Origin of the sequence: Staphylococcus sp. 11-B-312 (assembly GCF_016743055.1) — a bacterium.
Classification (GTDB): Bacteria; Bacillota; Bacilli; order Staphylococcales; family Staphylococcaceae; genus Staphylococcus; species Staphylococcus ureilyticus.
Genome location: NZ_CP068241.1, coordinates 1,759,643 through 1,782,197, shown reverse-complemented (window position 1 = coordinate 1,782,197; position 22,555 = coordinate 1,759,643). Strand labels below are relative to the sequence as shown.

The following is a 22,555-nucleotide window of genomic DNA, read 5'->3' as shown; positions in this document are numbered from 1 at the left end:
TCTCAATGAGAGTGATTTCTGGAATCCATAAAAGTAAACCACTAGAAAGTATGGAAGGTCGTAACACTCGGCCTACGATGGACAAAGTTAAGGAAGGAATTTTTAACAGTCTACACGAAGTATCAGGCATTGGGTTAGATTTATTTGCCGGAAGTGGTGCCTTGGGTATTGAAGCATTGTCTCGAGGAATGGAAAAAGTGATTTTTGTAGATCAAAATTTCAAAGCAATAAAAATTATCAAAGCGAACCTTCAACATTTAAACATTGATGAACAAGCGGAAGTTTATAAAAATAATGCAGATAGAGCACTTAAAGCACTTTCAAAAAGAGAAATACAATTTGATGTTATATTTTTAGACCCACCTTATGATAAGGGATTAATTGATGAAGCGTTAGACGGAATTATAAAGTTTAATTTATTAAAAGAAAATGGTATTATCGTTTGTGAGTTCAATCATAAAGAAGAGATTGATACAAAATCATTTCATGTGATTAAAAGATATCACTATGGATTAACAGACACTTTGTTATTAGAAAAAGGAGATTAAAATGTCTACAACTAAAGCAGTGATTCCAGGAAGTTTTGATCCAATTACATATGGTCATATTGACATCATTGATAGGAGTGCCGATCGCTTTGATGAATTGCACATTTGTGTTTTGAAAAATAACAACAAGTCGGGCACTTTTTCAGTCGATGAGCGCATTGAGTTAATAGAAGCATCTGTAAAACACCTTGATAATGTTACAGTACATCATTTTAATGGATTACTTGTAGATTTTTGTGATGAAATTGGTGCGCAAACAATTATTAGAGGTTTGAGAGCTGTAAGCGATTTTGAATATGAATTGAGATTGACTTCAATGAACAAAAAGTTAAATAGTAATGTAGAAACGATGTACATGATGACAAGTACAAATTATTCCTTTATTAGTTCCAGTGTAGTGAAAGAAGTGGCTGCATATAAGGCTAATGTATCCGATTTTGTACCAGAACATGTTGAAAAAGCATTGAATGAAAAGTTTAAGAAATGATAAAGAACCACTTCCCAACTTGTTGGGATAGTGGTTCTTATGCATGAGCAGAAGCTCAGGTAATCCAAAATACACTTCCCAACTTGTTGGGTTAGTGGTTCTTATGCATGAGCAGAAGCTCAGGTAATCCAAAATACACTTCCCAACTTGTTGGGATAGTGGTTCTTATGCATGAGCAGAAGCTCAGGTAATCCAAAATACACTTCCCAACTTGTTGGGTTAGTGGTTCTTATGCATGAGCAGAAGCTCAGGTAATCCAAAATACACTTCCCAACTTGTTGGGTTAGTGGTTCTTATGCATGAGCAGAAGCTCAAGTAATCCCAAATACACTTCCCAACTTGTTGGGTTAGTGGTTCTTATGCATGAGCAGAAGCTCAAGTAATCCCAAATACACTTCTCAACTTGTTGGGTTAGTGGTTCTTATGCATGAGCAGAAGCTCAAGTAATCCCAAATACACTTCCCAACTTGTTGGGTTAGTGGTTCTTATGCTTTCGAGCAGCAGAGAGAAAGTAAAAGATGTACACCTGTGATGAAAATTTCTATCAAAAGGATGATAACCATTAATAATAATTCGAACTCACTATTTAATAAATTAAAAGAAACGAAATTAGCCTTTTCGTTTGAAGCCTTAAATATTGAAAACTGGAATCAAGCATATGAAGCTATCAATTTTATGTTTAATCACGTCACTTTTAAAAGTAGATTAGCTAAAAAAACACCAAAGAAACACGGCTATTTTGTTGCGATATGGCGTAAAAATGATCAAGGAAACAACGTACCTTTTAATTATGATGAGATGGAAGATAAATTAGTTATTAATATATTAGATGGTGTGAAAAAAGGACAATTCATTTTTCAAAAAGAAATTCTTATGCGCAAAAATATTTTAAGTTCTGAAAAGCAAAAAGGGAAGATGGCTTTTCGTGTTTATCCAAGTTGGGAAAAAGACTTAAACAAAACTGCAAAACTTACTCAAAAGTGGCAACTCGACTATTTTGTAGATTTATCATATGATGTCGATGAACAGAAACTAATTGAATTATATACATAGTGTTGATTCGAGCTGTTTAATATAGACATCAGTCATTTTCGTACGCTATAAATACGAAAACTAAATGAGGCAAACGGATTTATTTTGATAAAAGTCAAATTGTAGGTAATTAATTACCATTATTACTGAAAATACCTATGGGATACTACTATTGAAAATTAAGCTAAATAATAAAAATAACGCTATATATAAAGCCTATAAATAAAATTCTAAAAAATTATTTACAGGCTCCAATACTAGGATCTTGTTTTAATTGTTTTGATTAGCATTCAGTCATTTTCAGTACGTATGACATGTGTATTGAAATCTGTTTCTGTATGGTGTGTGAGCAAATTATAAATATTTGTTGAATGGATTTCTCGTTCAAATAAATGCGCGTTTTGTTGATTTATTTGCGTAATAAAATGACGTTCTGGAAATTTTTGTTTTAAGTATTTTAAATATTGTTGACCCTTTGCTGACATACCAAGAATGTGCACTGCATTTACAGCGTTATGTTTATGGTTTTGTTGAAAGTTTAGTAAAATATTCATTAAAATACGCTGTATATGTGTATAAGTATACCTTTTTGTTTTAATGAGTGACATGAAATGCTCAAATGATGTAGCATATCTAATTTTATCTAATATGCGATTTTCTAATCCTTCGGACATCGTATAGATATTTTTCAGAGATTGTGGCGTATGACTTAAAACAGCATATTTAATATATGGAAACGTATCTTCTACAGTTGCTTGTGGTTCTTGATAGAGCTGTTGTATTGAGTCGGGAACAACTGATTTCCATTGGTCGTTATGGGCTTGTATTGCATTGCGAATGGAAGTGCCACTAGCGAAATCTAAATTTGAAATATTGGAATCATGGTGGTGACTGCTTTCTCTTGGTATCGTCCAAGGTTTGATATGAGGTGCTAACTTTTGAATCGCTCGCATATAAGAAATACCTAATGTATTATTGGGTGAAGATAATAATGTATGATTGTTTAAAAGTTCACTTAATATTCTTGGATAACTTTTGCCTTCTTTTAGTTTCTTAATAAATTCAGGCGATTGTTCTATTTTAGAGATATTTTGTAGCAATTCATGAAATGAATCGATGTCACCTGATTCACTACCAAATGATAGATGATCTGCATCAACGTAACTCGCTATTTCGACAGCTGTTTCTGCAAAATATTGGCCTGCTGATAATGCAGCTACTGCTGGTAATTCAATGACTAAATCCACTGCACTCAATGCCATTCGAGTACGTGTAAATTTATTATATATGGCAGGTTGACCTCTCATAACAAAATTACCACTCATAATGGCTATAGATATTTCAGAAGCAGTTATTGACTTTGATGTCTGGGCATGGTATAAGTGACCATTGTGGAAAGGATTATATTCAGTGACTAGTGCAACGCTTTTCATTTGCAATTCTCCCTTTCAGAATTCATTATAGATATTGTATCAGATTAATTTGTGTTAAGAAAAAATCTTGACAACTTTTGTCTATAAAGTTAAAATAAATTTTGTGCTTGTTAGAGGTGAAGCCATATGAAATGGTCAATAACACAATTAAGAAAATTCCAAGATAAACCATTTGAGTTCCATCAAACGGTGAATTTTGATCATTTAGTAAAATCATTAGATTTAATAGATTTATCTGATATTGATGTTGAGGGTGAACTAACTGTCAAATCAAATGAAGTCATTGCAGATATGCATATAACTGGAACCTATACGATGGCGTGCGCGCGTACGTTAGTACCAGTCGAAGTGCCTATTGACATAAAATCACAAGAAATTTTTGATTTGGAAGGTAACGCGTATATAGGTGATGACGAAGAAGATGAGCATTATCATGATGCCACAGATGGCATGATTAATCTAAAAGATATTGCTGAAGAACTTGTTATTATAGAAAAGCCAATGCGTGCTTTTGCAAATAATAGCGATCAGATGCTACGTGAAGGTAATGGTTGGGAAGTTATTGACGAGGAACAAGCGGTTGAGCTTGCTGAAGAAGAGGAAGCTGAGCAAATCGATCCTAGGCTTCAAAAACTACAACAATTATATGACGAAGAGCAATAGCGGATTTAAATAATTTATAGTATAATAGATTATTGAGTCTGAAAATAATTTAGTAATGTATGAATATAAGGAGGATATATCATGGCAGTACCAAAAAGAAGAACGTCAAAAACAAGAAAAAATAAACGTCGTACGCATTTTAAAATTTCAGTACCTGGTATGACAGAATGCCCAAATTGTGGTGAATACAAATTATCTCACCGTGTTTGTAAGAACTGTGGTTCATACAAAGGTGAAGAAGTTGTATCTAAATAATTTCATTTATTTAAAGGCTAATGTTTAGCCGAGATTAATCGTTCATTAATTATTCATATAATAATTTATGAGCGATTTTTTATTTTTAATAGTAATGTTATATACAATTGATGGGTTGTGTAAATGATGATTGAAAAAATGCACAAGTAATATTAGAAAAAATAGAAAATAGTGACAGCGAATGGTTGTATAATCAGTTTAGTGATTATTTTCAAGAAATTTCCTCCTATCACGAGTTAGAAAGATTATTGAAATCATATAATACAATTAGACATAAAAATAAATTATACAAACATATACAACTCAATTATAAAGAAGAATACATATGGTTAGATGTAAAGAAAACATCTGGTATTAGTGTGACGTTAAATAAGTATCATGAAATTATTGGTTTCGTGCTTATTCCTATGAATTTGTCAAACAGACATAAAGAAACGAAATTAAGGTATACGATACCAGTTCTAGACACGTGGTTTGTATACGCTGGTGGTGAAAATGAGCTTGTAAATCATCATTACTCATACAAAAATCAACGTTATGCATTAGACCTGATTCTAGTGAAAAATCATCTGACTTATCATGGCAATCCTAATTGCTGTGAAAGTTATTATAGTTATAATCAAAGTGTGATTGCTCCAGCAAATGGTGTTGTAATAGATATCGTAGACGGTATAGCAGATGCACTACCAGGAGAAAATAATATGAAACATCCAGAAGGTAATTACATCATTATTAAACACACGGACAAAGAGTTTAGTATGATAGCGCATCTTAAACCAAATTCCTTTGAAGTCAGTGTCGGAGAGCAGATAAGACGTGGACAATTAATTGCACGAGTAGGAAATTCGGGCAACACAATGGAACCGCACGTACATTTTCAAATTATGAATCAAAGCAATCCACAATTTGCTAAAACATATAAGTGTAAGTTGCTTGATAATGTTTTGCCTGAAAAAGGTGATATGGTAAGTTATAGTGGAGATAGTATAATATTAGAAAATCAATTTGACTTAGCTAGAAGATGCAAACAATTAAGTTCAAATATAAGACATATATTTAAAATTTGAAATAAAGAGGCTATATTATGGAAATGATAACTTCTGCACAAAACAATAAGATTAAAAACGCAAATAAATTGAAAAAGAAACGTGAAAGAGATAAAACAGGTCATGTGCTTATCGAAGGCGTACACTTAATTGACGAAGCACATAAGAGTAATATCAAAATCCTTCAGTTATTTGCTATTGATATCGATAGATTAGATGAACAACTCGTAAATGATGTTGACGAAGTATATGAAATCAATTTAAAAGTAGCAGAATCACTGTCTGGTACAGTTACGCCGCAGGGGTTCTTTGCGATTATAGAAAAAGTGCATTATGAGGAAAAAGCATATCAACAAGTACTGTTACTAGATCGTATCCAAGACCCAGGAAATATGGGAACATTAATACGCACTGCAGATGCAGCAGGCATCGATTTAATCGTGTTAGAAAAAGGAACCGCAGATCCTTATCAAGACAAAGTACTCCGTGCAAGTCAAGGTAGCGTTTTTCATATACCTATTATAACGAGAGATTTAAGTGAATTTATCGAAGGTTTTAATGGAAATGTTTATGGTACAGCATTAGAGCATGCGATTCCTTATAATCAAGTGAAGCATCAAGAAAGTTTTGCACTGCTCCTTGGAAATGAAGGAGAAGGTGTCAATCCTGATTTATTAAAACAAACGACTCAGAATTTAAACATTCCTATATATGGTCAAGCCGAAAGTTTAAATGTTGCAATTGCAGGAAGTATATTATTGTATCATTTGAAAGGTTGACCCTTTGAATGAATTTCGTATATAATAAACACATCAATGAAAAATATTAACCTATAAAAAGACGTAAACTAATAGTAGCAGTTGTTCAAGGGAGATTATTCATAGACTGAAAGATAATCCACTGTGATTAGTTTTTTTCATCTTTTTGGTTACTTAAAGAAATTTAAGTCGGAAATCATTTCCGTTATCAAAGATTACAAGTGTATGCGTGTGCATAAATTTGGGTGGTACCACGGAAAGCTTTCGTCCCAGTTTTAAGGGGTGAAAGCTTTTTTGTATGCAATTATTGATCATTTGAAAATATAGATTTTAAATAGGAGGCAAAGTATGGCGCAAACAGAGGCAATGTCTGAGATTAAACAACAAGCATTAGTAGATATAAATGAAGCTCAAAATGAAAAAGAACTACAAGATGTCAAAGTCAAATATCTAGGTAAAAAAGGTTCTGTGACTGGTTTGATGAAACATATGAAAGAATTATCGAATGAAGAAAAACCAGCATACGGACAAAAAGTAAATGAAGTGAGACAAACAATTGAAGGTGAGATTGAATCACGTCGAGAGATTTTAGCAAATGCAAAATTAGAGCAACAATTAACAGAAGAAAAACTCGATGTGACTTTACCTAGCCGTAAAATTTCAATAGGTGCTAAGCATCCGTTAACAAGAACGATTGAGGAAATTGAAGATTTATTTTTAGGTTTGGGTTATGAAATTGTAGATGGATATGAAGTTGAAAAAGATTATTACAATTTCGAAGCATTAAATTTGCCAAAATCACACCCGGCGAGAGATATGCAAGATAGTTTTTATATTACTGAAGATATCTTAATGCGTACGCATACGTCACCGGTTCAAGCAAGAACAATGGAACAACGTAATGGCCAAGGGCCAGTGAAAATTTTATGTCCTGGTAAAGTTTACAGACGTGATTCTGATGACGCAACGCATAGTCACCAATTTACGCAAATTGAAGGATTAGTTGTAGATGAAAATATTCAAATGAGCGATTTAAAAGGTACATTAGAATTGTTAGCTAAACAACTATTTGGTGAAGACAGAGAAATTCGTCTGCGCCCAAGCTACTTCCCATTCACTGAACCATCTGTAGAGGTTGACGTATCATGTTTCAAATGTGGCGGAGCAGGTTGTAATGTCTGTAAACAGACAGGGTGGATAGAAATTTTAGGTGCTGGTATGGTTCACCCTAATGTTTTAGAAATGGCTGGATTTGATGCATCGAAATATACAGGTTTTGCTTTTGGCATGGGACCAGATAGAATTGCGATGCTCAAGTATGGTATCGAAGATATACGACATTTTTATACAAATGATGTGCGTTTCTTAGATCAATTTAAAGCGGTAGAAGATAGAGGTGAATTATAATGTTTATTTCAAAAGAATGGTTAGAGTCGTTTGTAGCAATTAATCAACCTGTAAATGTTCTTGCAGAAAAAATAACACGCACAGGTATTGAAGTAGATGATATTATTGATTACACAAAAGACATTAAAAATTTAGTGGTTGGCTATGTTCAATCTAAAGCACCCCATCCAGATGCAGATAAATTAAGTTTATGCCAAGTTGATATTGGTGAAGAAGCGCCAGTACAAATTGTCTGTGGTGCACCAAATGTTGATGCAGGGCAGAGCGTCATTGTAGCTACAGTAGGTGGACGTTTACCTGGAGGTATAAAAATCAAAAGAGCAAAATTACGCGGTGAACGTTCGGAAGGTATGATTTGTTCATTACAAGAAATAGGTATTTCGCCAAACCTTGTTCCAAAGCAATTTGAATCAGGCATATATGTATTTACTTCAGATGTCAAACCTGGTACTGATGCACTTACTGCTTTATATTTAAATGATCAAGTTATGGAATTTGATTTAACACCAAATAGAGCAGATGCGTTAAGTATGATAGGTACTGCTTATGAAACAGCTGCACTTTATAATGTGCCAATGAAAAAGCCAGAAACGCAAAGTGAATTAACGAATGAACAAGCCACAAATGAATTAAGTATCAATGTTCAAAATCAGGACAAGGTGCCTTATTACAGTGCTAGAATAGTGAAAAATGTTAAAATTCATCCTTCACCAGAATGGATGCAAATGAGATTGATTAAAGCAGGTATTCGACCAATCAATAATGTTGTTGATATTTCAAATTATGTATTATTAGAATATGGTCAACCGTTGCATATGTTTGATAAAGATCAAATTGGTTCTGATCAAATAGAAGTGCGTCAAGCTAAGGCAGAGGAAAAAATGACAACACTAGATGATCAAGAGAGAATATTAAAAGATAGCGATATTGTTATTACTAATGGTAATACTCCAATTGCAATTGCAGGTGTGATGGGCGGAGATTTCTCAGAGGTGACTGAAAATACTACAAATGTCATTATTGAAGGTGCGATTTTCGACTCAGTTTCAATTAGACATACTTCTCGACGACTAAACTTACGTAGTGAAGCTTCAAGTCGATTTGAAAAAGGTATTGCAACCGAGTTTGTAGACGAAGCCGTGGACAGAGCATGTTATTTGCTACAACAATATGCAAGTGGAACAGTACTACAAGATCGTGTAGCTGAAGGCGATTTAGGTCAATTTGTGACACCTATTGAAATCACAGTTGAAAAAGTGAACAAAACAATTGGTTTTGAACTATCTAAAGAAGATATTGAAGCGATATTTGTTCAATTAGGATTTGAAACGACACAAGAAGGTAATACACTGACAGTAATGGTTCCTTCGCGTCGTAAAGATATTACAATAAAAGAAGATCTAATCGAAGAAATTGCTCGAATCTATGGTTATGATGAAATACCATCAACGTTACCAGTTTTTGAACACGTAACACCAGGCACACTAAATGATAGACAAGCAAAAACAAGAATTGTAAAAGCGACATTAGAAGGTGCTGGATTAAGCCAAGCGATTAATTATTCACTTGTAGATAAAGCACGTGCAACTGATTTTGCATTGCAGGATCGCTCAACGATATCATTACTGATGCCTATGAGTGAAGCTCATGCCACTTTGAGACAGAGTTTGATTCCACATCTTATTGATGATGTGTCTTATAATGTGGCTAGAAGTAATCATCATGTTGCGCTTTATGAATTGGGCCGTGTATTCTTTGGCAATGGAAAAGATCAATTGCCAGACGAAGTAGAATACTTAAGTGGTATACTAACAGGAGATTATGCTGTCAATACTTGGCAAAGTAAAAAAGAAGCGATTGATTTCTTTGTAGCAAAAGGTGTTGTTGAACGTATTGGTGAAATTTTAGATGTTCAATTTGAATATGAAGCTGGTGAAATAAGTGGATTACATCCAGGCAGAACTGCATTGGTTAAGCTGAATAATGAAATTGTTGGATTTGTAGGGGAATTACATCCACAAACTGAAAACGACTATGATTTAAAACGAACTTATGTATTTGAACTCAATTATGATAAGTTGATGTCAGTTTCCGTTGGTTATATTAATTATCAACCAATTCCAAGATTCCCTGGTGTATCGAGAGATATTGCATTAGTCATTAATCGCGCGATGCCATCAGCCAAAATCGTTAATGTGATTAAAAATAACGGTGGCGACATTTTACAAAATGCAGAAGTCTTTGATGTATATGAAGGTGAACATGTGGCAGAAGATGAAAAATCAATTGCACTTCGTTTATCATATTTAGATACAAAACAAACGCTCACTGATGATAAAGTAAATGAAGTACACGACCGTATTTTAGAAGCGTTACAAGCAGAAGGTGCGACGATTAGATAATATTATAAAGCCTTGAATCTATGCCAAATGTGGCGATGATTCAAGGCTTTGTTTTTTACATTAAGAACGTTTTGGGTTATAAATTATCGTTTATTGATGTTTTTTATTTATTAAATTCAAAGCTTTTGTTCTGTTCGCAAAATGCTTTTTAGTCATAGCGTCTAAATATTGGACACCGTTTTTATCAATTATTTTTGCAGCAGCTAAATCTACTTTATTGCTAGCGCCTTTAGGTAATTCAACTTTTGCATGCTTTGATAGTTGATCCATATTTTTCACAAAGGCATAACGTGAAATAATACTTGCAGCAGCAATTGCAATAGACTTTGATTCACCTTTTGTTTCAAATTTTGTCTTATTTTCAAACGGTAGATTGCTAAGTGCATATCTTTTATATACACCAGGCTCAGCAAATTGGTCAATCACAATATAATCAAGTTCATCCGTGTCAATTTTTGCAACGACATTTTTTATAGCTTCGTTATGTAACACTGCCTTCATTTTAACTTGAGACCAACCGGCTTTTTGTTTCTCATTGTATTTTTCATTATGCATTGTTAATAAAGAATGCGGGATGAAAGTTATAATTTGTTCGGCAATCTCTATAATTTTAGCATCAGTAAGTCTTTTAGAATCATCTACACCAAGTGTTTTTAAAATTTGAGCGTGCTTTTTGGATACATAGGCTGCACAAACCGTTAGTGGCCCGAAATAATCACCACTACCTGCTTCGTCGCTGCCGATACATTGAAATTGATTATAGGAGATGTGCTGTTTAGATTGTTTGCTTTGATTGTGTTTGGTGTCGCTTTTTGAAGGTATTGATTTATTAGGCAACATAGCGTTTGCTACAGATTCGGCATCTTTACCTTGAAACATTACTTTATTAGAATTGTATATCGTAATAGCGGTGTTACGATATTTCGTCCGTGCTTTCATACCTTGTGAAAGATTAGTCGTATTAAAATCAATTTTAGTCATTAATTGTTGTATTTCTTGGTTTGTTAATTTTTGTACTATATTAGCCATTTAGTGACCTCTCTTTGTTCAAATAACTTATTTTAAAATTGGATAATGCATATCATATCATAAATTTAAATAAGTTAGCTATTTATGATATAAATGGCAATATGATATGAAATAAAAATGATTTAAATAATTGTTGTATAATCATTAAATATTTCAAATAGAACAATTCACACCTCTTACAAAAAAATATCTTGTCGTGTATAATAGTTCGTAATAAATATTATAAATTACCAACATATAAATATAAATAAAGTAAAATCATTCAGATTAGAAATAAAATTTAAAAGTCAGGAGTTATTATATGGGTGAGTTTAAAAATCGGATTAACGTAACTATAAATGATCAACATTATACAATAGTCGGAGAAGATAATCCTGAGCATATCCGTTATGTAGCACATTTGGTAGATGAGAGACTCAAAGAGTTAGCAAGTAAAAGTGCAGGTTTAGATACAACTAGAAAAGCAATTCTTACTGCGGTTAATATCATGCATGAAAAAGTGCAAGTAGAAGAAGAAAATGACCGTTTAAGACAAGAAATAAATCAATTGAAGCATAGTGAAGATTAATGATTTTTGATTTAGCGATAGTTGTCATCTTCATATATATTGGCATCATTGGCTTTAGAAGAGGCGTGTGGTTATCGACGATACATCTAAGTGCAACTATTTTTGCTTTGTGGGTGGCTCAAAAATATTATTTACAGATAGCACAGCGTTTGGAGTTATTTGTGCCATATCCTAAGACACGCGCTTACGATATGAATTTTGCATTTCAATTTGCAGATTTGCAGCAACGATTTGAGCATATTGTCGCATTTGTAACGATAGCGCTGATTACAAAAGTCATATGTTATGGCATTATCGTTATATTCGATTATACCCTTAAACAAAAATTACCGAATATAACAAGCAGGTTATTTGGTATGATGTTAAGTATTATTCCATCAGTAACTATTAATATAATTTTGTTGTATAGTTGTGCCATTTATCCTAACAGGATGATACAGCAACAACTATCTAATTCGATTATAACAGAACATATATTATTACATATTCCGTTTATCTCAATGTTTATCACACAACTATAAAAATAGTGATGTGAAATTTATAGCTTTAAAAAACTAGGAGGTCAAGGCGTAACTTAAATACCAAAATGGTTAGGTGATGCTGTCTTGACCTTTTTCTATGGAGTGAAACAAATGACTAAAAAAGAAATTATTCAATTATTAGAAAAAATTGCGGTATATATGGAAATAAAAGGCGAAAACACTTTCAAAATTTCTGCTTATAGAAAAGCCGCTCAAAGCTTGGAAATAGATGAGCGTCCTTTAGACCAAATCGAAGATGTTACAGAGTTAAAAGGTATTGGTAAAGGCGTAGGAGAGGTGATTAATGAATATAGAGAAACAGGTCATTCTACGACTTTAGCAACATTACAAGAAGAAGTGCCAGAAGGATTAATTCCTCTACTTAAAATACAAGGACTCGGTAGCAAAAAAATAGCGAAATTATATAAAGCGCTTAATATTGATGGAAAAGAAGCATTGCAAAAAGCCTGTGAAGAAGGAAAAGTAAGTGAGCTAAGTGGATTCGCTAAAAAAACTGAACAAAATATCCTTGAAGCAGTAAAAGCGTTAGGAGCGAAAAAAGAGCGTTATCCAATTGATCAAATGAGAGGACTCAATATAGAAGTTAGCGATTATTTATCCTCAATCGAGTCGATAGAAAAATACGAAGTTGCAGGGAGTTTCCGTCGCTATAAAGAAATGAGTAAGGACTTAGATTATATTATAAGCACAGAACAACCATTAGAAGTTCAAAAAGCTTTATTAAAAATCCCTAACAAGGTTAAAGAAGTAGCAGTTGGAGCAACGAAAATTTCGTTAGAGTTAACCTATGATGATGAAACCATTGGTGTAGATTTTAGATTAATCGAGCCATCTGCTTTTTACCATACACTACAGCATTTTACAGGTTCAAAAGAACATAATATTCGAATCCGTCAATTGGCTAAAGAAAAAAAAGAGAAGGTTAGTGAGTATGGTATAGAAGAAGCGGATGGTTCATTAATTCAATATAACAGTGAACAAGAAATTTATAATCATTTTGGAGTAAATTGGATTGCACCTTCAATACGTGAAGATGGTAGTGAATTTGACAAAGATTTAACAGATATAATCAATATCAATGACATCAATGGTGATATTCATATGCATACAACATATAGTGATGGCGCGTTTAGTATTGAAGATATGATAGAGGCTAATATCGCTAAAGGTTACCAGTTTATGGTTATTACAGATCATTCTCAGAGTTTAAAAGTAGCAAATGGACTTTCTGTTGAACGGTTGTTGCGACAAAATGAAGAAATTAAAGCACTAAACGAAAAATATGATGATATTGATATATACTCAGGCATTGAAATGGACATTTTACCTGATGGACGTTTAGACTATGATGATGAAATATTAGCACAGCTAGATTATGTCATTGCAGCGATACATCAAAGTTTCAACCAATCTCAAGAAGATATCATGTTTCGTCTAGAGCAAGCATGTCGTAATCCCTATGTCCGTCATATTGCACATCCAACGGGGCGTATCATAGGTAAACGTGCAGGTTATGGGCCTGATATTGATAAATTATGTGAAATCGCAGAAGAAACAAATACTATTTTAGAAATCAATGCGAATCCTAAACGCTTAGATTTAAATACAGATATAGTTAAAAAGCATACGAATGTGAAACTAACGATTAATACTGATGCGCATCACGTAGACCATTTAGAGTTTATGAAATACGGTATAGCTACTGCACAAAAAGGATTTGTAAACAAAGAGAGAGTTATAAACACAATGGATCGAGAATCTTTTAAAGCATTTATTGACAATAATATAAAATTGAAGAAATAGAGGGATTGTATGAGACAAAAATCATTAAATGTCCTAGAGTTCGATAAAATTAAAACACTTGTTGAAAAAGAAACAATGAGTGATTTAGGGAGAGAGAAAGTTGTTGAAATGGAACCAGCAACTGATATTCAAACAGTCGAATTTCAAATGAATGAAACAGATGAAATTGCTCAAATATACAATAAACACCGTTTACCTAGTTTGAGTGGATTATCAAAGGTTTCATCATTGATTCATAGGGCTACAATTGGTGGTGTATTAAGTGTTAAAGAACTTAATACAATTAAAAGATTAATTCAAATTCAAAATCAATATAAAACATTTTATAATAATTTATTGGAAGAAGAGGAAGCAGTGAATTATGCTATTCTACATGATAGGATGGAACAATTGCCTGTACTTTCAGAGTTGTATCAACATATTCATCAAAAATGTGATGCTAATGATTTATTCGATAATGCGAGTTATGAACTACAAGGTATCCGGAGTAAAATTTCTGGTACGACGCAACGGATAAAACAAAACTTAGATAAAATCGTAAAACGTCAAGCAAATCAGAAAAAATTGTCAGATGCTATTATAACGGTACGTAATGACCGCAATGTTATTCCTGTAAAAGCAGAATATCGTCAAGATTTTAATGGTATCGTTCATGACCAATCAGCTTCTGGTCAAACACTCTATATTGAACCTTCGTCTATTGTTGAAATGAATAATCAGATTAGTCGTCTGCGCAATGATGAAGCGGCTGAAAGTGAACGAATTTTAACTGAGTTAACAGGTTATGTAGCCGCTGAAGCAGATGCCTGCTTAATTTCGGAAAATATTATGGGACAAATTGACTTTTTAACTGCTAAAGCGCGCTATGCACGTTCAATCAAAGGCACGAAACCTGAATTTACAAGTGAACGAACTGTTTATTTACCTAAAGCATTTCATCCTTTATTAGATAGAGACACGGTTGTAGCTAATACGATTGAATTTGCCGACGATATTGAAACGGTAATCATCACTGGACCTAACACAGGTGGTAAAACAGTAACGTTAAAAACACTGGGACTTATAATTTTGATGGCACAATCAGGGATGTTGATACCTACCTTAGACGGGAGTAAATTAAGCATTTTTGAAAATGTTTATTGTGATATCGGAGACGAACAATCTATTGAACAATCACTATCAACATTTTCATCACACATGAAAAATATTGTTGAAATTTTACAGCATACAAGCAGAAATAGTTTGATACTTTTTGATGAACTTGGTGCTGGAACAGATCCAAGTGAAGGTGCTGCTTTAGCGATGAGTATCCTAGATTATGTTCATGAAATAGGCTCATTAGTTATGGCGACAACGCATTATCCTGAACTTAAAGCATATAGTTACAACAGATCAGGAGTAATGAATGCTAGTGTAGAGTTTGATGTAAATACATTAAGCCCAACATATAAGTTGCTCATGGGTGTGCCGGGCCGTTCTAATGCTTTCGATATTTCAAAAAAATTAGGCCTTAATATGAAAGTGATTCAAAATGCGAAAGCAATGATTGGACAAGATGAACAAGAAATAAATGAAATGATTGCTTCATTAGAGAAAAATTCTAAACGTGTAGACGAACAGAGAATTGAATTAGATAGCTTACTGAGAGAAGCTCAAGAAACACATGATGAACTTGAAAAAGAATACGATAAATATCGTAATCATGAGAAACAATTAATGAGCGAGGCGAAAGACAAAGCCAATCAGCGTGTGAAAGCCGCTACTAAAGAAGCTGATGAGATTATTAAAGAATTACGTGAACTTAGAGACAAAAAAGGTGCCGATGTAAAAGAACATGAGCTCATCAATAAAAAGAAACAGTTAGATGATCAATATGAAGCCAAATCATTGAAACAAAATGTTGAAAAGAAAAAATGGGATGAAATTAAAGTTGGCGATGAAGTAAAAGTTCTAACATATGGGCAAAAAGGTGAAATATTAGAGTTACTAGATGATAATGAAGCAGTTGTTCAAATGGGCATCATTAAAATGAAATTACCTACCAGCGATTTAGAAAAAACAAAAAAGACAAAAGAAGCACCTTCTAAAATGGTTAAACGTGAAAATCGTCAAAGTATTAAAATGGAACTAGACTTACGTGGCTACCGTTATGATGAAGCAATGGTTGCCGTTGATCAGTATTTAGATCAAGCAGTGTTAAGTAATTACGAACAAGTATATATTATTCACGGTAAAGGAACTGGTGCGTTGCAAAAAGGTGTGCAAAAACATTTAAAACAACATAAAAATGTGTCATCATATAGGAACGGCATGCCAAGTGAAGGTGGATTTGGCGTGACCGTCGCAGAATTGAAATAAATGTGAGCAAGAGGTATGCAGATTTGCTTAAAGTCTGTTATAATTTCTTCATCATTTGAAATTTAAGGAGGATTGGCAGTTATGGCAATCGTAAAAGTAACAGATTCAAACTTTGATGAAAATATTCAATCAGGTGTCAATTTAGTAGATTTTTGGGCAACTTGGTGTGGCCCATGTAAGATGATTGCTCCAGTATTAGAAGAATTAGCTGGTGATTATGATGGAAAAGCTAATATTTTAAAACTTGATGTAGATGAAAATCCATCAACAGCTGCTAAATTTGAAGTAATGAGTATCCCAACTTTAATCTTATTTAAAGATGGCGAACCTGTCGATAAAGTTGTAGGTTTCCAACCTAAAGAAAACTTAGCAGAAGTTATTGAGAAACATTTATAAAAGTACAACGCAACGACCTGGGGCATCTATGAATGTCTCAGGTTTTTTCTGTGACTTTTTGTTATTCCAACTGAAGCCAAAGTTTTTTGAAGTGTCTTTTTTCAGAGCCACACTTCCATTTTGAGGATGAAAGCATTTTATGAATAACAATTAAAATATCTAGTTGTTAGATTTTTGATATGGAAATGAATACTTTGGTTTAATGCTAATGTATATTCTATAATGTAGGTAAGAATTGAAAAGTTTTATTTGCAAACAAGCGTTAATCTCTATATAACTGTTATGCAAATTTTTATAATTACTATTTTAACAATGTACTTTTATTAAGAAAGGAGGGGAACTTAAATGGAAAAATACCAAGAAGATATTAAACAAAAATTAACGGTAGTCCCCACTGAACCAGGTTGCTATTTAATGAAAGATCGAAATGATCAAGTCATTTATGTCGGCAAGGCTAAAAAATTAAGAAATAGATTAAGGTCTTATTTTACAGGTGCACATGATGCTAAAACGACACGACTTGTTTCAGAAATTAGAAACTTTGAATATATTGTAACTTCGAGTGAAACAGAATCTTTACTACTCGAACTTAATTTGATTAAACAATATCAACCGAGATATAACATTTTGTTGAAAGACGATAAAAGTTATCCTTTTATCAAAATTACAAAAGAAAAGTATCCTCGTTTAATCGTGACACGCACAGTTAAAAAAGGCACAGGAAAATATTTTGGACCTTATCCTAATGCTTATTCAGCTCAAGAAACAAAAAAGTTATTAGATAGAATTTATCCATTTAGAAAATGTGATAAAATGCCCGACAAATTGTGTTTATATTACCATATTGGTCAGTGTTTAGGACCTTGTGTTTACCCGGTAGATTTAAATAAATATGCGGAAATGACTAAAGAAATCACTGATTTTTTAAATGGTGAAGATAAAACAATACTGAATAACTTAGAACAGAAAATGAACGAAGCGAGTGAATCGTTAGACTTTGAAAGAGCAAAAGAGTATCGAGATTTAATCCAACATATTCACAATTTAACTAAGAAACAAAAAATCACTACTTCAGATAATACTATAAGAGACGTATTTGGCTACAGTGTGTCAAAAGGTTGGATGTGTATTCAAGTGTTTTTCATAAGACAAGGGAATATGATTAAACGAGATGCTACTATGATTCCGCTGCAGCAAACAGAAGAAGAAGAATTTTATACTTTTATAGGTCAGTTTTATGATTTAAATCAACATATTCTCCCTAAAGAAGTGCATATTCCTAAAAATTTAAACAAAGATATTATCCAATCGGTTGTAGATACAAAAATAGTTCAGCCGATTAAGGGCAAGAAAAAAGAAATGATTGATTTAGCAAATCATAATGCTGAAGTTACTTTAGAGAATAAATTTGAACTCATTGCTAAAGATGAATCACGTACCGTGAAGGCGATTGAAGAATTAGGTGACCGCATGGGAATTCAGACACCTATTCGTATAGAAGCTTTTGATAATTCAAACATCCAAGGTGTACACCCAGTTTCAGCCATGGTGTCGTTTATTGATGGTAAACCAAATAAAAAAGGATACCGCAAATATAAAATCAAAACGGTAGATGGCCCAGATGATTATAAATCTATGAGAGAAGTTGTGCGTAGACGTTATACTCGTGTTTTAAATGAAGGTACTCCATTACCAGATTTAATCATCGTTGATGGTGGTAAAGGTCATATGAGCGGGGTTATCGATGTGCTTGAAAACGAATTAGGTTTGGATATACCAGTCGCTGGGTTGCGTAAAAATGATAAACACCAAACTTCAGAGATTTTATACGGTGAAAGTGCAGAGATTGTACCTTTGAAAAAAAATAGCCAAGCATTTTATTTACTTCAAAGAATACAAGACGAAGTTCATAGATTTGCAATTACATTTCATAGACAAACTCGCCAAAAAACTGGCTTGCAATCAGTATTAGATACCGTCGATGGTATTGGTTCTAAACGAAAAACTAAATTATTACGAACTTTTGGTTCCATAAAGAAAATGAAAGAGGCAAGCATTGAGGATTTAAAATCTTCTGGTTTACCTCAAAAAGTTGCTGAGAATCTTCATCACGCACTATATAACAAATAGATAAAAAAGAATATGGCATGAGAATCATTCTCATGCCCAAAATTTTATGAATTAGTGTTACAATAGCAAATAACAGGAATTCTTTTTTTAAAAGTATATGGAAGCGTTTACTAATTGAGAAAAGTTATCACTTAAATCTATATAATAAAACAATTGTCAAATTCAACTAGGGGTATTACTTCATTGTTTTATACATACATGTTGAAGTTTATATTGCTATAAATATAAAGCGATTGCATAACATGTTGTTGTTTAGTTTTAGTTGATAAGTATCATCACATTTATACTTTAAAAAAAGATACCAAAAAATTAATTGTTTCACAGGGGGGACTTCCTTTTGGCATATTCGAAAAATCAATTCTATTTAAGACGCTTACATTCTTTGTTAGGCGTAATACCGATAGGTGGATTCTTATTAGTGCATCTACTTGTTAACCATCAAGCTACAAAAGGCGTTGAAGCGTTTAACAAGGCTGCTGGATTTATGGAATCTTTACCATTCTTGATTGCATTGGAGTTTATCGTGATTTATATTCCAATTCTTTATCATGCGGTATATGGTGTACATATTGCCTTTACGGCAAAAGAAAACGTAGGACATTATTCTCAATTTAGAAATTGGATGTTCTTATTACAACGTTTGACTGGTATTATAACGTTTATTTTCATCGGAATACATTTGTGGCAAACACGCATTCAGCGTGCATTAGGTGAAGAAGTTAACTTCGATATGGTACATGATATTGTATCTAATCCAATTTGGTTAATTTTCTATATCATCTGTTTACTTGCTGTAACATTCCACTTTGCAAATGGCTTATGGTCATTTTTAGTTACATGGGGTGTTTTACAATCTAAAAGATCACAACAAATCTTTACATGGGTATCACTTGTTGTATTTATCGTAGTTTCATATATCGGAATAAGTGCTATCCTTGCTTTCGTATAATTTAAAAATGTTTCAGATATATTTAGGGGAGTGACTATTTATGGCAGAGAAGAAAATTATTGTTGTCGGTGGAGGACTTGCCGGTCTGATGTCAACAATTAAAGCAGCAGAACAAGGCGCACATGTTGACTTGTTCTCATTAGTGCCTGTTAAACGTTCACACTCTGTATGTGCACAAGGTGGCATAAACGGAGCAGTGAATACAAAAGGTGAGGGTGACTCACCTGCTGTTCACTTTGATGATACAGTTTACGGTGGAGATTTCTTAGCGAATCAACCACCAGTAAAAGCAATGGCAGAGGAAGCGCCAAACATTATACATTTACTTGACCGTATGGGTGTAATGTTCAATAGAACAAATGAAGGTTTGCTAGATTTCCGTCGCTTCGGTGGTACCATGTATCATAGAACGGCATATGCTGGAGCAACAACAGGTCAACAATTAATGTATGCCTTAGATGAACAAGTACGTAGCTATGAAGTGGATGGTTTAGTTACAAAATATGAAGGATGGGAATTCTTGGGCATTGTCAAAGATGATGACAATATGGCTAGGGGTATTGTGGCTCAAGACATGACATCTTCTGAAATAAAATCATTCGGTTCAGATGCAGTTATTATGGCTACTGGTGGTCCAGGTATCATATTTGGTAAAACAACTAACTCAATGATTAATACTGGTTCTGCTGCGTCAATCGTCTATCAACAAGGTGCGATTTATGCAAATGGTGAGTTTATTCAAATTCATCCAACTGCAATTCCTGGCGATGACAAACTACGATTGATGAGTGAATCAGCTCGTGGTGAAGGTGGCCGAATTTGGACATATAAAGATGGTAAACCATGGTACTTCTTAGAAGAAAAATATCCAGATTATGGTAACTTAGTACCTCGTGATATAGCTACACGTGAAATTTTTGATGTATGTGTGAATCAAAAATTAGGCATTAATGGTGAAAACATGGTCTACCTTGACCTTTCACATAAAGATCCGCATGAGTTGGATGTAAAATTGGGCGGAATCATTGAAATTTATGAAAAATTCACTGGTGACGATCCAAGAAAAGTACCGATGAAAATCTTCCCAGCGGTGCACTATTCAATGGGTGGACTTTATGTAGATTATGATCAAATGACAAATATCAAAGGTTTATTTGCAGCTGGTGAATGTGATTTCTCACAACATGGTGGTAACCGTTTAGGTGCTAATTCATTGTTATCTGCCATATACGGTGGAACAGTTGCAGGACCAAATGCGATTGAATATGTCGCTAATATTGAAAAATCATATACTGATTTAGACGATAGTATTTATGAAAAACGTGTTAAAGAAGAACAAGATAAATTCGATAATTTATTGAAAATGAACGGTACAGAAAATGCGTATAAACTTCATAGAGAACTTGGTGAAGTCATGACAGCAAACGTTACTGTTGTACGTGATAATAAAGCATTATTGGAAACAGACAAGAAAATCGTAGAATTGATGGAACGTTACCAAAATATTGATATTGAAGATACTCAAACTTGGAGTAACCAAGCGGTATTCTTTACGCGTCAGTTATGGAATATGTTAGTATTAGCACGTGTAATTACAATCGGTGCATATAACCGAAATGAGTCTCGTGGGGCACATTATAAACCTGAATTCCCTGAAAGAAACGACGAAGAATGGTTAAAAACGACTTTAGCATCATATCAAGGAAAAACAGAAGCGCCTAAATTTACATACGAGCCAGTAGATGTAAGTTTAATCCCACCTCGTAAACGTGACTATTCAAGTAGTTCTAAAGGAGGTAAATAAAATGGCAGATACTAAAGAAGTAAATGAAACTCAAGCGCAAGACGAACAACAAAATCAAAATACAATTAAGCTCATCATTAAACGACAAGATGATGCAGAGTCTAATCCTTATGAAGAAGAATTTGAAATTCCTTACAAAGAGAATTTAAATGTTATTGCTTGTTTAATGGAAATTAGACGTAATCCAGTCAATAGTAAAGGTGAGAAAACAACACCTGTTATTTGGGATATGAACTGTTTAGAAGAGGTTTGTGGTGCTTGTTCTATGGTTATCAATGGTAAAGCAAGACAATCTTGTACAGCAATTGTTGATCAATTGGAACAACCAATAAAGTTAGAACCAATGAGTACATTCCCAGTTATTCGTGACTTACAAGTTGATCGTAGTAGAATGTTTGATAATTTGAAACGTATGAAAGCATGGGTACCGATTGACGGTACGTATGACCTTGGACCAGGTCCTCGTATGCCAGAGAAAAAACGTCAAACTGCATATGAATTATCTAAATGTATGACGTGTGGTGTATGTTTAGAAGTTTGTCCAAACGTTACAAGAAACAACGATTTTGTTGGTGCGCAAGCTATTTCACAAGTTAGATTGTTTAACTTACACCCAACAGGTTCAATGACTAAAGATGAACGTTTAAATGCATTGATGGGTGCAGGTGGGTTACAAGAGTGTGGTAACTCACAAAACTGTGTTAACGCATGTCCGAAAGGCATTCCTTTAACGACATCAATTGCTGCATTAAACCGTGAAACTTCTTTCCATATGTTCAAATCATTCTTTGGTTCAGACCACCAAGTAAACTAATATATAATGAAAATGCCAACAAAGTTTAAACTTTGTTGGCATTTTTTATGAAATATTTTATAGATACAAATTTAATACAGTGATTAAGCTTTAAAAAAGTATATATACTATAATAAAAATATTAAGTTATT

General features: G+C 33.4%; 20 protein-coding genes. 18 read left to right on the top strand and 2 right to left on the bottom strand.

Annotated features, from left to right (window positions below):
* The first annotated feature begins 5 nt into the window (after positions 1–5).
* The 3 genes from rsmD to JG554_RS08465 all read left to right on the top strand — a co-directional run bounded on the left by rsmD (position 6) and on the right by JG554_RS08465 (position 2,088).
* Positions 6–548, top strand: coding sequence for a 16S rRNA (guanine(966)-N(2))-methyltransferase RsmD (gene rsmD / locus JG554_RS08475; RefSeq protein WP_046207846.1), 543 nt, complete (start codon positions 6–8; stop codon positions 546–548).
* A gap of 1 nt (position 549) precedes the next feature.
* Positions 550–1,035, top strand: coding sequence for a pantetheine-phosphate adenylyltransferase (gene coaD, locus JG554_RS08470; RefSeq protein ID WP_019469279.1), 486 nt, complete (start codon positions 550–552; stop codon positions 1,033–1,035).
* A 531-nt stretch (positions 1,036–1,566) separates the two neighbouring features.
* Positions 1,567–2,088: a MepB family protein gene (locus tag JG554_RS08465; RefSeq protein WP_238394754.1), complete on the top strand. Its 522-nt coding sequence runs from the start codon at positions 1,567–1,569 to the stop codon at positions 2,086–2,088.
* 269 nt (positions 2,089–2,357) lie between these two features.
* On the opposite strand, the gene JG554_RS08460 is transcribed toward JG554_RS08465, so the two are convergent.
* Positions 2,358–3,500, bottom strand: a complete 1,143-nt coding sequence (locus JG554_RS08460; protein ID WP_107360169.1) for a nucleotidyltransferase — start codon at positions 3,498–3,500, stop codon at positions 2,358–2,360.
* 126 nt (positions 3,501–3,626) lie between these two features.
* On the opposite strand from JG554_RS08460, the gene JG554_RS08455 reads away from it, so the two are divergent.
* The 6 genes from JG554_RS08455 to pheT all read left to right on the top strand — a co-directional run bounded on the left by JG554_RS08455 (position 3,627) and on the right by pheT (position 10,031).
* The gene (locus JG554_RS08455; RefSeq protein ID WP_046207843.1) at positions 3,627–4,163 is read left to right on the top strand and encodes a YceD family protein; all 537 of its coding nucleotides are present in this window, start codon (positions 3,627–3,629) and stop codon (positions 4,161–4,163) included.
* 81 nt (positions 4,164–4,244) lie between these two features.
* Positions 4,245–4,418 carry a 50S ribosomal protein L32 gene (gene rpmF, locus JG554_RS08450; protein WP_019469283.1) on the top strand — a complete coding sequence of 58 codons (174 nt, stop codon included), beginning with the start codon at positions 4,245–4,247 and terminating at the stop codon, positions 4,416–4,418.
* 185 nt (positions 4,419–4,603) lie between these two features.
* Complete coding sequence (locus JG554_RS08445; protein WP_238394753.1) at positions 4,604–5,485, top strand: M23 family metallopeptidase; 882 nt, start codon at positions 4,604–4,606, stop codon at positions 5,483–5,485.
* 17 nt (positions 5,486–5,502) lie between these two features.
* Entirely contained in the window at positions 5,503–6,243 is a 741-nt protein-coding gene (locus JG554_RS08440; protein WP_107360364.1) for a TrmH family RNA methyltransferase, read from the top strand.
* Between the two features lie 327 nt (positions 6,244–6,570).
* Positions 6,571–7,629, top strand: coding sequence for a phenylalanine--tRNA ligase subunit alpha (pheS, locus tag JG554_RS08435; protein WP_107360365.1), 1,059 nt, complete (start codon positions 6,571–6,573; stop codon positions 7,627–7,629).
* Entirely contained in the window at positions 7,629–10,031 is a 2,403-nt protein-coding gene (gene pheT, locus JG554_RS08430; RefSeq protein ID WP_119505765.1) for a phenylalanine--tRNA ligase subunit beta, read from the top strand. Before pheS ends, pheT begins: the two co-directional genes overlap by 1 nt.
* A gap of 90 nt (positions 10,032–10,121) precedes the next feature.
* Here the strand turns inward: pheT and rnhC are convergent, their stop codons facing one another.
* Positions 10,122–11,060: a ribonuclease HIII gene (rnhC, locus tag JG554_RS08425; RefSeq protein WP_107360367.1), complete on the bottom strand. Its 939-nt coding sequence runs from the start codon at positions 11,058–11,060 to the stop codon at positions 10,122–10,124.
* A gap of 301 nt (positions 11,061–11,361) precedes the next feature.
* Between rnhC and zapA the strand changes: the two genes are divergently transcribed.
* The 9 genes from zapA to sdhB all read left to right on the top strand — a co-directional run bounded on the left by zapA (position 11,362) and on the right by sdhB (position 22,424).
* Positions 11,362–11,628, top strand: coding sequence for a cell division protein ZapA (gene zapA, locus JG554_RS08420; protein WP_019469289.1), 267 nt, complete (start codon positions 11,362–11,364; stop codon positions 11,626–11,628).
* A complete protein-coding gene (locus JG554_RS08415) occupies positions 11,628–12,149 on the top strand; it encodes a CvpA family protein (protein WP_107360361.1) in 522 nt (173 codons plus the stop codon). Before zapA ends, JG554_RS08415 begins: the two co-directional genes overlap by 1 nt.
* 111 nt (positions 12,150–12,260) lie before the next feature.
* Complete coding sequence (polX, locus tag JG554_RS08410) at positions 12,261–13,973, top strand: DNA polymerase/3'-5' exonuclease PolX (protein WP_107360360.1); 1,713 nt, start codon at positions 12,261–12,263, stop codon at positions 13,971–13,973.
* Positions 13,974–13,982: 9 nt separating this feature from the next.
* The gene (locus JG554_RS08405; RefSeq protein WP_046207836.1) at positions 13,983–16,331 is read left to right on the top strand and encodes an endonuclease MutS2; all 2,349 of its coding nucleotides are present in this window, start codon (positions 13,983–13,985) and stop codon (positions 16,329–16,331) included.
* An 81-nt stretch (positions 16,332–16,412) separates the two neighbouring features.
* Positions 16,413–16,727 (top strand): thioredoxin, encoded by a 315-nt coding sequence (gene trxA, locus JG554_RS08400; protein ID WP_019469293.1) that lies wholly within the window; start codon positions 16,413–16,415, stop codon positions 16,725–16,727.
* 345 nt (positions 16,728–17,072) lie between these two features.
* Positions 17,073–18,857 (top strand): excinuclease ABC subunit UvrC, encoded by a 1,785-nt coding sequence (uvrC, locus tag JG554_RS08395; RefSeq protein WP_046207835.1) that lies wholly within the window; start codon positions 17,073–17,075, stop codon positions 18,855–18,857.
* A gap of 337 nt (positions 18,858–19,194) precedes the next feature.
* Positions 19,195–19,806, top strand: coding sequence for a succinate dehydrogenase, cytochrome b556 subunit (gene sdhC, locus JG554_RS08390; protein WP_046207834.1), 612 nt, complete (start codon positions 19,195–19,197; stop codon positions 19,804–19,806).
* A gap of 40 nt (positions 19,807–19,846) precedes the next feature.
* Positions 19,847–21,610: a succinate dehydrogenase flavoprotein subunit gene (sdhA, locus tag JG554_RS08385; RefSeq protein ID WP_046207833.1), complete on the top strand. Its 1,764-nt coding sequence runs from the start codon at positions 19,847–19,849 to the stop codon at positions 21,608–21,610.
* Between the two features lies 1 nt (position 21,611).
* Positions 21,612–22,424: a succinate dehydrogenase iron-sulfur subunit gene (gene sdhB, locus JG554_RS08380; RefSeq protein WP_107360188.1), complete on the top strand. Its 813-nt coding sequence runs from the start codon at positions 21,612–21,614 to the stop codon at positions 22,422–22,424.
* The last annotated feature ends 131 nt before the right edge of the window (positions 22,425–22,555 follow it).

Coding starts and splice junctions, on each gene's coding strand:
- uvrC (WP_046207835.1), top strand. CDS start 17,073: ATGGAAAAATACCAAGAAGATATTAAACAAAAATTAACGGTAGTCCCC.
- pheT (WP_119505765.1), top strand. CDS start 7,629: ATGTTTATTTCAAAAGAATGGTTAGAGTCGTTTGTAGCAATTAATCAA.
- JG554_RS08440 (WP_107360364.1), top strand. CDS start 5,503: ATGGAAATGATAACTTCTGCACAAAACAATAAGATTAAAAACGCAAAT.
- rpmF (WP_019469283.1), top strand. CDS start 4,245: ATGGCAGTACCAAAAAGAAGAACGTCAAAAACAAGAAAAAATAAACGT.
- sdhA (WP_046207833.1), top strand. CDS start 19,847: ATGGCAGAGAAGAAAATTATTGTTGTCGGTGGAGGACTTGCCGGTCTG.
- JG554_RS08465 (WP_238394754.1), top strand. CDS start 1,567: ATGAAAATTTCTATCAAAAGGATGATAACCATTAATAATAATTCGAAC.
- coaD (WP_019469279.1), top strand. CDS start 550: ATGTCTACAACTAAAGCAGTGATTCCAGGAAGTTTTGATCCAATTACA.
- sdhB (WP_107360188.1), top strand. CDS start 21,612: ATGGCAGATACTAAAGAAGTAAATGAAACTCAAGCGCAAGACGAACAA.
- JG554_RS08460 (WP_107360169.1), bottom strand. CDS start 3,500: ATGAAAAGCGTTGCACTAGTCACTGAATATAATCCTTTCCACAATGGT.
- JG554_RS08415 (WP_107360361.1), top strand. CDS start 11,628: ATGATTTTTGATTTAGCGATAGTTGTCATCTTCATATATATTGGCATC.
- polX (WP_107360360.1), top strand. CDS start 12,261: ATGACTAAAAAAGAAATTATTCAATTATTAGAAAAAATTGCGGTATAT.
- JG554_RS08405 (WP_046207836.1), top strand. CDS start 13,983: ATGAGACAAAAATCATTAAATGTCCTAGAGTTCGATAAAATTAAAACA.
- zapA (WP_019469289.1), top strand. CDS start 11,362: ATGGGTGAGTTTAAAAATCGGATTAACGTAACTATAAATGATCAACAT.
- pheS (WP_107360365.1), top strand. CDS start 6,571: ATGGCGCAAACAGAGGCAATGTCTGAGATTAAACAACAAGCATTAGTA.
- JG554_RS08455 (WP_046207843.1), top strand. CDS start 3,627: ATGAAATGGTCAATAACACAATTAAGAAAATTCCAAGATAAACCATTT.
- trxA (WP_019469293.1), top strand. CDS start 16,413: ATGGCAATCGTAAAAGTAACAGATTCAAACTTTGATGAAAATATTCAA.
- rsmD (WP_046207846.1), top strand. CDS start 6: ATGAGAGTGATTTCTGGAATCCATAAAAGTAAACCACTAGAAAGTATG.
- rnhC (WP_107360367.1), bottom strand. CDS start 11,060: ATGGCTAATATAGTACAAAAATTAACAAACCAAGAAATACAACAATTA.